Raw genomic sequence first — 13,045 nt, forward strand, 5'->3', positions numbered from 1 at the left:
CCTTAGATAAATGATCGGTTTCATCTTTTATTTGCTCAATTACAAACATCACATAAACTACTATTCTGGCTTTATCTCTACTGTCGTAACAAACGGTAAAACCTCTCTTTTTCACATGTATGTTAGTACCATAAATGATTTTTTTATTTAGAATGTGCCTATTACTAGTTTGGTTTTCGTATAAATAAACCCTATTTATCCTCCCTCTTTTGTGCTTCTCTATATTTGTATCCTACATAATAAAAATTTCTTTTTTCTTATGCATTTCTTACAATTTCCTTACGTTCAAATCACTTCTGTAATTAGATAGGTTTTATTTTAAATTCTTCAGGATAATAAATGCTTATATAATCTCACGTTATGCATCATTGATTACTGATAATGCTGCTTTATGTAAATCATACAGACAGATGGAAGTATATAGCTCTTCTTTTATGGTACACTTCAATAAAAGGGGGACGAATTTTGAAAAAGTGGATTAAAATCACATCAAGCTTAGTTATTGCTATAGCAGTTGGTATTTTTACTGGTTACAAAGTCGGTACATATGCAGGTTCAGACGTTAAGGAAAAGCAGACTGAAAGAATTAAAGGGGAAGATGTAATACTTGACCTCAATTCTGATCGTCATATAATCAATGCAATGCACAAAATGACTCATCAAAAAGTCTTATCTCACGAAAAACAAGGATTTATTAAAATGACTCCAGAAAACATCGAAACAGTACGTCGAGTAATTGATGAAAGTAATAGTGGAACCTTACAACATAAAGAACAGTACCTCAAGATTTTGGTTCGTTGGTATGAAGGCGATTTCTCTCAATCGGTTGAGGAGCATAATTTACTATGGGAATGGGACAATAACAGCACTGGTAAAGCATACGAATTAGCGACACCGGAACAAGAAGAAGCATACATTCTAGAACAAGCGAAGTCTGAAAAACAATAACAAAAACGGACCTGTTATCAGGTCTTTTCTTGCATTTTCTCTGTTATACCCCTTTAAAAACTACTTAAGTCATCTACCCTTCGTTACCTCTGGTTACTAATTAACAGTTATGTTCATAAATTTGTAACATGTATAGACAGGTATATATGTTATAATCAAATTACAAATAAATTTGCATTTCCTGTGCCCCTTACCTCCCAGTAAGGGGCGTACCCTTTTATAAATAATTATTTTAATACAACTTTTCCCACGTGACTTTCACAAATGTAAGAACTCTCATATATTAGACTTCATACATCCTTCTCCAAGGAACAATATACCGATACACAAATCCCTATTTATATAGGGATTTTTTGTACGAGTCCCTCACCATCAATGTAAGAAATAAAAAAAGAAGGGGATTATCCCCCTCCTTTTATGCTTGCCTGACTTTCGGATTTATTTCGTATACCCACGATTCAGTTCCGTTAACTTTTCATTGATGTTAAAAATTCTTACTCTAATATCTTTAACACCAGCTGCTTCAAGTCTGTTCTTGTGCATTTCAGCGTATTTTTCAGCATCTTGTTTTTCTTCAAATACATAGATGCCTCCAGCTTCTTTTGTTTCTTGATTCTCAGTCCATATTTTCCAATGGAATCCTTCTTCTTCGTTAATACTTTTTGCTAAATCCCAAAATCCTTTTTCCATTTCTTCACCAAAAGGACCTTCAAACGGAAAATCAACTTGTAATAAATATGCCATCTTCACTCACTCCTATTTTTAATATAAAATTCATCAGGAATTCCTTTTTATAAAAATTCTTCCCATTCTTTTACTAATTATGATTCAAATGATGGTAATGTCTAAATTCATATCGCTATTATTATTCAAGCACTACTTTGAGAATCCCCCTATTTGTAAAATAATCACAAAACGTTAGTAACTTGAACGTATAAAGTTTAATAGTTTTCAGTTATGTTTAAAAAATATGATACAAACTTATCCCTAAACTAAGGACGAACAAAACAAGTGCAGGTATTGCTTTCTTAAAAGGATCTCTCGCTAATACAATAAGGGTTAATGCAGCTGCAAGCATCGTACCGCCTAACAACAATCCTGCCAATAAAGCTGCCATTGGAACCCAAATTCCTATTAACATTCCAATTGCTCCTACAATCTCAAAAGCTCCAGTTAAGAAATTAAAAAACGAAGGTAAACCAAATCGCTTAAATTCATCTGCCATTTTCCCAGATATAATTTTCGTTCCTGTCATTAAAAAGAACAGAAACAACACTACTTTTACAATATTGATGAAAATTAAAATAGTCATCACACCTTTCTTATTATTTGATAAAAATCAGTATTGTTCGGATAGTAGTCACTACCTTTACCCTATTTCCTGAGATTGCCCTTATGGAAATGGCTTCAATTCACATTACCCTTTTCCATATGAAAGGGATAATAATTACATGCTATAGCATATATAATACGAAAAATTTGACTGGTACTAGAAAAAAAGTGATCCGAATTAAATATTATACAAAATAAAGCTATCTCTACCATTCCCCGAAACACAATATATGCTATAGCATATATAAGATATAAAACAGAGGTTGTTCCTTATAAATAGCATGGCATCAATAAGGAACAAGTATTAATAGCGTGTATCATACAATTTGTTTAATAATGATTGTAATACTTTAATTTCTTCCTCACTCAAATTACTCGTAACGAAATGGTGAGCGTCTGTCACTACAGGCAAAATTGTTTTCTTTAACTCGTCGCCTTTTTCAGTTAAAAACAGGTTGTGTGAACGCCGATCTTGCTCATTCAAAGCCTTCTTTACAATCCCTTTTCTCTCCATTGACTGTATCATTCTTACGACAGTAGTTTGATCTTTATCAATCGCTTCTGCTAACTCTTTTTGAGTAGTGGCTCTTTGGCTACAAAGAACACTAATAATCCCCCACTGCTCTGGCGTAACGCCAAAAGGCTTTAATTTCTTCGTAAAATAATTCGTCATTTTCACATCAGTACGATGAACAAGATAGCCTATTAAATCATGTAAGTTCATGTATCACCTCTATAAATTAATATATAAAAGAGTATAGCATACCAGTCAATTATTCACAGTGAATGTATTCATTTTATTAATTATATGCTATGGCATATATATTATAGCAGGTCATTTTAATTGTCAAATGAATTACCTATTATTTTTCTACAGTATCAATCCAGCTTATTAAAAATAAGTAAATCCCGTATTTAATAAACATACGGGATTGTTATAAATGAGTTATTCACTTATTCGAAAGACGTTCATTCGTTACATATTACTTATTTAATTAAGAAACATTCATATACCAGCCCAAACATCTTTTCCATATCGTCCTTCATCTTGCACTCGTTCCAACCAATTCCTTGCTTCTTGTTCACTGACTTCATGAATTTCTTGATATGCTTGACAAAGGGTGTCTTCTACGTCAGGAGCCATTTTACTTCCATCACCACATATATAAAGATGGGCCCCATTATCTAATAACGAAATTAAATGGATTCTATCTTCTTTTATTACATGCTGTACATATGTTTTAGGGTGTCCTTCTAAGCGAGAAAAAGCTGTGTGTAAAGAGATTAATCCCTCTCTTTCATCATTTTCTAGTTCTGTACGATAGAGATAATCCTTTTCAGGATGACGACAACCAAAGTATAGATGCGCTTCTCCTACCTTCATACCTTTTTGCTTTTGAACGCGACGCGCTTGTAAGAATCCACGGAATGGTGCAATTCCAGTACCTGGTCCAACCATGATAATTGGTGTTTCTGGATTTTCAGGTAATTGAAAGTTTGATTGTGGCGTTCGAATGAAACAGATAATCTCATCTTTATTATGACGCTGAGCTAAATAGTTAGAAGCGACTCCTTCATATGTCCCTTCCCCACTCCATGCAGGCGCATTTATAACACCAACCGTAATGCTTAGACGATCCTGGGCAACGAGTGGAGAACTTGAGATAGAATAGTAACGCGGTTTGAGCGCCGGAAGAAGTTCTAAAAAGCGTTCAAATCGGATTTCACAAGCCTCATACTTTTCAAGAAGATCTAACATTGAAATACGTTTCTTTAATATTTGTTCTTGATAAACTCCCTCTTCCAATAATGATTCCAATTCCTTTTTATGAGGAGGGCATACTGTGAATGTCACCATTTCTCGTATTTGTGCTCGAGTGGCTGCTTCTTGCACTTCGACACTGTAACTAAGAAGGTCATATAGACGAACAGGACTGTCTAAAGGTATGTGATTTACACTGCGCCCACTTGCGCTTAATATGACTTGATCCTTCCCGTTTAATCCAAAGCGTTTTAAAATTCGGTTGACATTTTTCTCACTATTAATTGGTAGTACCCCAAGGTGGTCTCCTTCTTTATATGTAGCCCCTTCCGGCAATGATATCTCAATATGTCGCGTGCTTCTTTCACTGCTAGATGATTGAAGTTCACGATTTTCTAATATAGATGCATAAACTGCTTCATATGTTCGCGCAAGAGGAGATCCTCCAAGACGGCTGACAAATTGCAGGCTCAAAGTACTGCGTTCTTTCTCCATGTTTTTGTTAAGTTCCAATCCAAATGCCTTCATCGCATCAGACCACATACTTTGTTTCCATTGCTCGAGCTGTTCCTCGAAATCACCACTTGCATCTGCTTCTCCGCGTTTAGAAAATCTTGTTGCTCCTTTTTGAGCCATTTGCTCATCAATGTATCTTGGAATTCGCTGATAAGTACTAGCCCAATTATGATCTCCACAACCAAAAACTGCGTATTGAACACCTTTTAGCTCATCTGGTTTTAATTCCTCCAACCATTGCACAAACTGTCCTGCATTACTTGGCGGTTTTCCATTATAAGAAGAAGTTACAATAAGAACCGCTCCTTCTTTCGGCAAACTTCCAATTCGATCGTTAAGAGCTGCCACTTCCGTTTGAACACCTTCTAAACTAGCTGTATCTGCTAGTTCTCTTGCAATACCTTCTGCTACCCCTGTATCCGAGCCATACAGAACAAGAAGTGAAAGATTATCGGCTCCAATAATGGAAGGAGTCTTCTGAACTTGCTGCTTGGTTTCATGGTTTTTCAGTTTCTCCTCTGTAGGCGCAAGAACAGTATTATGGCTAATAGTTTCATTTCGAGGTACAATCCTAATTTTAAAATCACCAGGCTTTAGCGTTAATGTTTGTTTTACGTCCAGCTGATAGTCTTCATAATCGATGAATTCAAAATGTTGAAGAAGCATTCCCATTACGAGTGTGGCTTCATGAAGTGCAAACTGCATACCGATACATGCTCTCTGGCCATTTCCAAATGGCTTATAAGCATGATGAGGAACCTTATCCAGCTCTTCAAATCGTTCAGGTTGGAATTCTTCCACATTGTCTCCCCACGCATCTTTATCCCTATGTAGCTGTGGAATAAGAACAGAGATACGATCTTCGCCTTTCTTAATTGGGTATTTCCCACCAATTACTGTATCTTCTTTTGCATAGAGACTGAATGCTGGAGCAGTCGGCCATAGACGTAGTGATTCATTTAAAATCATCCGTATATACTTAAGCTTCATAACTTGTTGGTATGTTGGAGTGGGATCTGTCAAAACACGGTCTACTTCTTCATAGGCTTTTTTCAATTTATCCGGATTCTTTAATAAAAAATAGATTGCAAAAGATAACAATCCACTTGTTGTCTCATGCCCAGCTATTAAGAAGGTAATAATTTGGAAACGAATATTTTCATCATCTAATTTTTCACCCGTTTCCGGATCCTGCACATGTAACATACGGGAAAGCAAATCATTTTCTTCCTGATTCCCGCTACTTTTACGTTCAGCAATAATATTATCTACTAAAGAAAACATAGATTGGATATCATGCTGAAATTGACGTTTCGTTCTCCACATGAGTTTATCTTCTATATCCAGCCGCTGCAATTGGTGCATCGCCTCATCTAGAGCACGGGTCATGCTAGTGATAAAAGGATGAGAGGTCTCACGATAAAAGCTATTAAATCGGTAATTAAAACCACATAGACCAATTGTATCTAATGTAAGGCGAGTCATATCCCCTGGGACATCTACGTTTTCATTCGGATTCAGTCTTGCCCATTTTTGAACGAGTTGCACGGCAATATCGACCATCATAGCATGATAATCTTTCATTGCCCGTTGACTGAATGTAGGCATCAAAATATTATGAGCTTTTTTCCAGTTAGGCTCGTCAGTCTCGCTTGTAAATAGTCCGTCTCCAGCAAAAGCACGAACCTTTGCTAAAGCACCCTCTATACTTTTATCAAATCTTGTTTCATCACAAACTTCCGCTACCAGTTCATGTCCAGAAACGACAATGATCGTATCACTTAAAGTTTGAATTTGAAAAATAGGACCATACTCTTCCGCTATCTTGATAAAGGATAGGGTCGGTTTATCTTTGTCGATTAATGGGAGATTCCCCAGCGGTCCATATGTTTTCGGCTGAGGAATGGCAGATACTTTTTTATCCATTACAAACACCCTTTCAAAAAGCATGAAATAAAGTGAAACTTTAATCAGCCCTCACCAATCGGGCGAGCAGTTGCTCCCCCACCTAACTTCTTTGCTTCCGCTGATTTTTGAGGTGGGGGTCTTACTGCCCAGCAAATAGCGAGATAAAATATCCCAGTCAATAAAAAGAACATAGTAATGAATCGCCTGGGATAAAGATATGTAATTGATTACCTTATTTTATCTTTTCCCTAACTATTCACGATTATGATATTACTTATAAGGTTGGTAATCTAAGTCGGTTGTTGCTATTAGATTTATAACTTGCAAAAAAATACGAAATTAAAATGAAGCGTATTAGTATAATGTTTATCAGAAATTGAAAACTAAAGATTGTAGTATTTGGAAAGCCAATAGTTTCTAATGAAAAAGGATCTGATATGAAGATCAGATCCTTTTTTCACTATGTGTAATTATTTCACTGTTTCTTTCAGTTCTTTTCCTGTTTTAACTATCAGCTTCTTAGTAGCAAAACAACTTGTAGAAATCATCATCTCGATTTTTATTTTGCTCTATCGATTTAACCTCTCGACAGCTTCCGCGCTTGTATCTACACGTTTAACGAAAAAAACTAATAGTAGCGCAACAACATTCATGCCAAGTGCTACATAGAATGAATGCTGAATTCCGGATAACAAAGCCTTCTGCGTTACCATTGCCTTCGTAGCTTCTGTGAAGGTTGTTGGATCTACATGAGCCATTAAACTTTCAGCTTTTGTTTTTGTTACAGAATTCATAATCGTAACAAGAATAGCAGTACCAATCGAACCAGACACTTGTTGAGCTGTATTATTAACAGCTGTACCGTGCGGATTTAAGCGAGTTGGCAATTGATTAAGGCCATTTGTCATAAGTGGCATCATCACCATCGCCATCCCAAACATCCGCAATGTGTAAATAAGAATAATATGTGTGTGACTAGAGTCGAGTTGTAGGTTTGCTAGCATATAAGTTGAAACGGCTGTAATGGAAAGTCCTACTATACCAAGAATACGAGGGCCATATTTATCAAATAGTTTACCTGTAATTGGTGACATAATCCCCATTATTACCGCCCCTGGAAGCATCATCAGCCCAGAGCTCAGCGGTGAAATACCGCGAACGTTTTGTACATAAGCTGGTGTTAAAATCATACCCGAAAACATGGCCACTGCGTTGACAATTGCAATTACAGACGCAAGCGCAAACATTGGGTACTTATAAACACGTAAATCCAATAACGGTTCATTCATTTTTAATTGACGGATAATGAAAGCGATTAGGGCAATAGCGCCTATGGTTAAGGTTGTTACGACAACTTTATTCGTCCAACCATCGGAGCTTGCAGAACTGAACCCATATAATAAACCGCCAAAACCGATAGAAGATAATAGTAATGAAAGATAATCAAGTTTTGCATTTTTGTTTTGTCTCATGACATTCTCAGATTTCCAAATCCCTAACAGTAAACTTATGATTGCTAACGGTAAAATCATTTCAAAAAGCAAACGCCAGTCATAATACTCTACAATATAACCTGATAGTGTCGGTCCAATTGCTGGAGCTGTAATCATAACTAACCCAAAAATCCCCATTGCTGTTCCCCTTTTTTCTCTCGGAAAGCTTACTAGCATAATATTCATTAACAAAGGTCCCATCACTGAAGAACCTGCTGCTTGAACCATCCGACCAGTAAGTAATAAACCGAAGTTCGGTGCTACAGCCGCTAAAGCCGTACCAAGAGTAAAAATCAACATAGATGTAATAAATAAGCTCCTATTGGAGAAGCGTGTTATTAAAAATGCTGATGCCGGAATTAATATACCACTTACAAGCATATACCCTGTAGAAAGCCACTGGATCGTTGAATAATCTTTAATATCTAAATCCTTCATTATTGATGGCAAGGCCACATTCAAAAGCGAGTTATTTAGAAATGAAACAAATGCCCCAATAAAAAGGATTACAAGCATTACATATGGTGGTTTTCTTTTATGTAACGTTTCACTCATAGATTGATTTACCCCTTCATTATCAATTCCATTGATTAATTTAACTCGTTTGCATATTTGCACGAGAATTTATTACCCTTGCAGTATTTTGCCAAACTCTTCGAATAGATATTCTCTTTTTAGCAATTCTACTTACCCAGCTTAAAATTTTGAATGAATATGTAAACACGTTTGTTAACCGAAATTAAATTAGGCTAAAATAAACAAAAAGAGCTAATGAAAATACCCTTCTAAAATAAAGCGAAACTTTAATCCATGTTTTTTTACTGACAGCCCACACACCCATTCCTTTAAATACAGGCTTGGAAATCTAGTTATGTAACCATCCATCAAAAGGAATATTACATAGGCTAAGTCTAACATTACATTTTTAAAGTAAGGGGAATAAGCTTATGCACCAATATCGGTATTTGAATTCAAAAGGAAATGAGGAGCATTATAATTACCAAATTTCAATGTCATCATTATATGTACAGCCCCAAATAACTAAAGCTGATGGAATGAATGATTTGAAAATTCCTGAGAATTGGAGTTGTCGCTTCTATCCAGTTGGTTCGGATTCACCAGCCAATTATACAGCTTTCAATCCTCAGTCCCCTCCCTTCTCTTTGGATCAGCCAATCCATTATGCAGGGATGATGCCCCAAGGTCATCCCGCTAATTGGCCTCCATTCCCAGGCCATGCAGGTAATTTTCAAAAACCTCCCTTACCCTGGGCTCAACCATTCAACCATACAGGGATGTTCGCACAAGGTCATCTTGCCGCCTTACTCTCACCGCCAGCTAAGGCTTTTAAATTTAATAGCAATAACTGGGGTATTTTCGGAAACTCTCCAGGATGGGGTGGACAGATAAGTCCCATGGGATGGGGGAATAACGGAGGTTACGGTCAGCCAGGAATGCTTGGAAACTTACTTACAGTAGGAAAAGGCACTATGAATGGAATTGGAATGCTTAGTAGTCTAATGGGTATGGGGAAGTTCTTCTTTTAGTGGATTAGAACGAGAGGATAGGTCCATAGCCCAGACTTAAAAACCAGTTCCTTTTCTCCATTGATTTCATCTTCTTAAACATGCTTCTAATACTCCCTCCAAGTTCGTTTCCTCGTCTTTCAAATTATAAAAACATCTATTTTGTATCTGATAAATCAATAGAGGTGTAGTAGCACCAACAAAATGCAAAACCCGGTTCCTTTACGAAAGAACCGGGTTTTTTAATTTTAATTTATTTGAAAAGTAGTCAAATCTTTTTTTCATTATTTAACACTTTGAACACGGCCAATTTGTCCATCTTGTAATCGAACTTTAATGCCGTATGTATGTGTTTCACTATGTGTCAAAATGTCTTTCACAACGCCACTTACAGTTTTACTATAGTCATTATCCAATTGAATAACTACATGTGAACCAACTGAAATTTGTGATCTTGTTGGTTTCCCACCTGTTGCTTGTGTCGGTTTTTCTTGTTTTTGTGTTCTCTCCTGTTGTGTAGATTGCTGTTGCTGATCTTTCTTCTCTTCTTGCTTGCGTTTTTCTTCTTCTGCTTTTTGTTGCTCTTCTTGTTTACGTTTTTCTTCTTCTACTCTTTGCTGCTCTTCTTGTTTACGTTTCTCTTCTTCTGCTCTTTGTTGCTCTTCTTGTTTACGTTTTTCTTCTTCTGCTTTTTGTTGCTCTTCTTGTTTACGTTTTTCTTCTTCTGCTTTTTGTTGCTCTTCTTGTTTACGTTTTTCTTCTTCTACTCTTTGCTGCTCTTCTTGTTTACGTTTTTCTTCTTCTGCTTTTTGTTGCTCTTCTTGTTTATTCTTTTCTTCCTCTGCTACTTTTTTGTCTTCATCCACTTTTTGCTCATCTGGTGCGCCCTTTAATTTTTCTTCATTACCTTTACAAGCACTTAAAGCAATTACACATAAACTCATAAGTGCAAATAATAACAATTTCTTTGACATTTAAAAATCCTCCTATTTATACATTACAAATCAATAACTTTCATAGCATAACAAAAATAAAATCCTTTCTTTGTCAAAATTTGTCGTATATATTTATTTTCTACTAAGACACTGATACTACAATAAAAATAGAGATTATTATGTCGATTCTTGCAAAAAATACGTTCGTCTGCTAGTCAAGTAAACCTAATTCATAAAAATCTTCATCTTATGTATGAAAGGACTTAAAGCAAAAATGGAAAGAGGCTTTCTCAAGTATTTAGTGAAATCATTGAAAAAGCATTAATAATCCGAGATATTTTAATTAGCATAATCTATTACTTACGAATAATAGGAAAGGATCTTCCATCGAAAGATCCTTTCCTATTGCTCATCTAACTTAATAAATAGGTTAATTGCATAACGCTCTTCTAACTTTCCTTGCGAAGCTTAGTGGATCATCAACGTCTTCAATATTAACGTAAATCAACATACCTTCGCCGTGGATTAATTATTAACTCCTAAGCTTGCCATGAATACTGTTGGTTTGTAATAAAGTTTGATCAAAAGCATGCTACAAAAATTGATTTTTCGACATAAAAACCAAATATTCCGAAAAAAACTCGGTCAAAATGCTTGTTTTTTTGTTGTTATTGAATAATTTTTCATAAAAAAGTTTAATCATTTTTCTACCTGTGTTTGCTCAACAATCGCGCCCAATTGCGATATTATTAAATTGTTATCCTTTTTCTCTTTTCGGCCAAATAAAATTGCTTATGGCAATCAAAAGATCGATACCCAACACAAGTGTCCATACTTTTAGAAAGCCAGCCAACACTTCTGTTCGAGAAGAATCGTTAATTAAATAGATTAAGACAAATAAAATTCCGGCACCTATTAGAAAAGCAAGCACATGTTGTCCCCAGCTTTTAAAGTAGTGTTTTGCATAATCAATGCCAAATCTTTTAACTGGTTTCGCTCCTTGTTTCATCACATAATATTGAAAGCGTATATCAGCCCACTCAATCATACTCCTACCGAATGCGATTGAGATTCCGATATAAACAGCAGCTATTGCATGCACTTGGGTAGCAGTCGCACCACGATACAAGTCGACACCCGTAACAACTAATAAAATTAAATCAATAACAGGTGTTAAAGCTAGGAAAAACAATCCTAATTTATTTTTCTTAAGGATATATCGTGTGAGCAGACCTAGAGTTATAACAACCCAAAACCCTATTTCACAAGCAACGATTAACCACGCAATTACATTCACCCCAACACCCCCTTGTACAACGCAATTACTCGCTTTTCCTTAACAGTACCACAATATGGCCCTTTAGTGGAGTAACTTTATTGCCGCTCAACAGTTCCTTAAACGGTAATGAATCTATTCTATTACAAAAAAGATTATCAGAACCTAACGAAATCTATTATATAGTAAGACATTTTTAGAAAGCATAAAAAATACACCCTAAGGTGCCATCCTGCGACTTGGGAATCCTATCTATGTATGGGGAGCTCTTATGGTATTAAGAATCTCCGTTATATTACTTTCTAATCAGTCTCGTTAAAGCCATCCCAAGAAATCCAACACCCATTCCTATGAGCCATCCAGTTTGGGCATTCCCTAACATAGATCCCACTCCTCCGCCCAGAAACATGCAGCCAACGAATACTAATCCTCCAATTCCCCAATTCGGCCGTTCCATCATTCATTCACATCCTTTCAGTAAAATATATGCTATTAGCTACCTCAACTTTCTTACATAGGATATGTTAATTATTTCGCTAGAGATAGTATCGTTATTGGGCTTGGATTTAGGAACTTTTAGTAAATTCAAAAAAAGATAATTAACCGATAACATGCAAAAAGCCCCTTCAAAATTTGAAGGAGCTTTTTAATATATAGAAATTAGCTTAAAGCAAAGATAACATCTCTTGAAGGGGGCATTTTTTATTATTCATGTTTATTGAAGAGCCTTCGTTTGAAGCAACTTTAACCCCATCCCAATAAAAATCAGTCCTGTTACTTTATTTAGAATCATTCCTACCTTTTGATTTCCTCTTAATTTTTTGGTGACATAGGAAGAGAAATAAGCAACAAATAAACACCACAATAGTCCAGTTACTGTAAAAGTAATTCCTAAAATGATAAAAGGTATAGGACCTGAAGCCTTTGTATCTATAAACTGCGGCAGAAACGCAATAAAGAATAAAGAGACTTTTGGATTCGTAAGACTTGTTAAGAGTCCTTGTAAATATATCTTTCTTTTGATTTACAACCGATAAAACTGATGGGGTGTACCATTCGTATCACGGAGCCAAAACTCACTATTGAATAAATAAAACCCCAGAAATCCAAAGGTCTCTGGGGCTTCCTTATATATTTAGCTCTTTTTGCTTTTTGTTTTGTTTATGTCTATACAGTAATTTTCGACTTATGAGAGAAATCAGTAATAAGATCAGTATTAGTACGAAAAGTTGCATAAATGATAAATCAAAATATTTAGCACCAGTAACGATTAAAAGTGTAGAAATTGTGCCTTTTACAACGAAAAAAATAATAACCCATAATCCGCCTTTTTTCCAGTTCATTTTATA

The 13,045-nt window shown here is 35.7% G+C and carries 11 protein-coding genes and 2 pseudogenes; 2 read left to right on the forward strand and 11 right to left on the reverse strand.

What is annotated here, in order from left to right; translation table 11 throughout:
• Positions 1–465: 465 nt before the first annotated feature.
• Complete coding sequence (locus RCJ96_RS17175) at positions 466–948, forward strand: PRK06770 family protein (RefSeq protein ID WP_000758844.1); 483 nt, start codon at positions 466–468, stop codon at positions 946–948.
• A 438-nt stretch (positions 949–1,386) separates the two neighbouring features.
• Here the strand turns inward: RCJ96_RS17175 and RCJ96_RS17180 are convergent, their stop codons facing one another.
• From RCJ96_RS17180 to RCJ96_RS17200, 5 genes are all read right to left on the reverse strand, one after another.
• Entirely contained in the window at positions 1,387–1,692 is a 306-nt protein-coding gene (locus RCJ96_RS17180; RefSeq protein WP_000323761.1) for a monooxygenase, read from the reverse strand.
• A gap of 217 nt (positions 1,693–1,909) precedes the next feature.
• Positions 1,910–2,260: a DoxX family protein gene (locus RCJ96_RS17185; RefSeq protein ID WP_000153831.1), complete on the reverse strand. Its 351-nt coding sequence runs from the start codon at positions 2,258–2,260 to the stop codon at positions 1,910–1,912.
• Positions 2,261–2,584: 324 nt separating this feature from the next.
• Positions 2,585–3,004 carry a MarR family winged helix-turn-helix transcriptional regulator gene (locus RCJ96_RS17190; protein ID WP_001048553.1) on the reverse strand — a complete coding sequence of 140 codons (420 nt, stop codon included), beginning with the start codon at positions 3,002–3,004 and terminating at the stop codon, positions 2,585–2,587.
• A gap of 282 nt (positions 3,005–3,286) precedes the next feature.
• Positions 3,287–6,484: a bifunctional P-450/NADPH--P450 reductase gene (gene cypD, locus RCJ96_RS17195; protein WP_416504068.1), complete on the reverse strand. Its 3,198-nt coding sequence runs from the start codon at positions 6,482–6,484 to the stop codon at positions 3,287–3,289.
• Between the two features lie 551 nt (positions 6,485–7,035).
• Entirely contained in the window at positions 7,036–8,514 is a 1,479-nt protein-coding gene (locus RCJ96_RS17200; protein WP_074610647.1) for a DHA2 family efflux MFS transporter permease subunit, read from the reverse strand.
• Positions 8,515–8,906: 392 nt separating this feature from the next.
• Between RCJ96_RS17200 and RCJ96_RS17205 the strand changes: the two genes are divergently transcribed.
• Positions 8,907–9,506, forward strand: a complete 600-nt coding sequence (locus tag RCJ96_RS17205; protein WP_242303672.1) for a hypothetical protein — start codon at positions 8,907–8,909, stop codon at positions 9,504–9,506.
• A 263-nt stretch (positions 9,507–9,769) separates the two neighbouring features.
• On the opposite strand, the gene RCJ96_RS17210 is transcribed toward RCJ96_RS17205, so the two are convergent.
• The 6 genes and pseudogenes from RCJ96_RS17210 to RCJ96_RS17235 all read right to left on the reverse strand — a co-directional run bounded on the left by RCJ96_RS17210 (position 9,770) and on the right by RCJ96_RS17235 (position 13,039).
• The gene (locus RCJ96_RS17210) at positions 9,770–10,459 is read right to left on the reverse strand and encodes a YwbE family protein (protein ID WP_446699823.1); all 690 of its coding nucleotides are present in this window, start codon (positions 10,457–10,459) and stop codon (positions 9,770–9,772) included.
• Positions 10,460–10,850: 391 nt separating this feature from the next.
• A pseudogene (locus RCJ96_RS17215) lies at positions 10,851–10,928 on the reverse strand (DUF1259 domain-containing protein); the annotation flags it as partial.
• Between the two features lie 249 nt (positions 10,929–11,177).
• Complete coding sequence (locus RCJ96_RS17220; protein WP_033718065.1) at positions 11,178–11,717, reverse strand: hypothetical protein; 540 nt, start codon at positions 11,715–11,717, stop codon at positions 11,178–11,180.
• A gap of 274 nt (positions 11,718–11,991) precedes the next feature.
• The gene (locus RCJ96_RS17225; RefSeq protein ID WP_001968687.1) at positions 11,992–12,156 is read right to left on the reverse strand and encodes a hypothetical protein; all 165 of its coding nucleotides are present in this window, start codon (positions 12,154–12,156) and stop codon (positions 11,992–11,994) included.
• Between the two features lie 255 nt (positions 12,157–12,411).
• Positions 12,412–12,714, reverse strand: a pseudogene (locus RCJ96_RS17230) (LysE family translocator); the annotation flags it as partial.
• A gap of 109 nt (positions 12,715–12,823) precedes the next feature.
• Positions 12,824–13,039 carry a hypothetical protein gene (locus tag RCJ96_RS17235; protein ID WP_001104100.1) on the reverse strand — a complete coding sequence of 72 codons (216 nt, stop codon included), beginning with the start codon at positions 13,037–13,039 and terminating at the stop codon, positions 12,824–12,826.
• Positions 13,040–13,045 lie beyond the last annotated feature (6 nt).

It is taken from the genome of Bacillus sp. BSL6, from assembly GCF_052928345.1.

Excerpts from the sequence above, each read along its gene's own strand:
- RCJ96_RS17180 (WP_000323761.1), bottom strand. The coding sequence starts at position 1,692 with ATGGCATATTTATTACAAGTTGATTTTCCGTTTGAAGGTCCTTTTGGT.
- RCJ96_RS17185 (WP_000153831.1), bottom strand. The coding sequence starts at position 2,260 with ATGACTATTTTAATTTTCATCAATATTGTAAAAGTAGTGTTGTTTCTG.
- RCJ96_RS17190 (WP_001048553.1), bottom strand. The coding sequence starts at position 3,004 with ATGAACTTACATGATTTAATAGGCTATCTTGTTCATCGTACTGATGTG.
- cypD (WP_416504068.1), bottom strand. The coding sequence starts at position 6,484 with ATGGATAAAAAAGTATCTGCCATTCCTCAGCCGAAAACATATGGACCG.
- RCJ96_RS17200 (WP_074610647.1), bottom strand. The coding sequence starts at position 8,514 with ATGAGTGAAACGTTACATAAAAGAAAACCACCATATGTAATGCTTGTA.
- RCJ96_RS17205 (WP_242303672.1), top strand. The coding sequence starts at position 8,907 with ATGCACCAATATCGGTATTTGAATTCAAAAGGAAATGAGGAGCATTAT.
- RCJ96_RS17210 (WP_446699823.1), bottom strand. The coding sequence starts at position 10,459 with ATGTCAAAGAAATTGTTATTATTTGCACTTATGAGTTTATGTGTAATT.
- RCJ96_RS17225 (WP_001968687.1), bottom strand. The coding sequence starts at position 12,156 with ATGATGGAACGGCCGAATTGGGGAATTGGAGGATTAGTATTCGTTGGC.
- RCJ96_RS17235 (WP_001104100.1), bottom strand. The coding sequence starts at position 13,039 with ATGAACTGGAAAAAAGGCGGATTATGGGTTATTATTTTTTTCGTTGTA.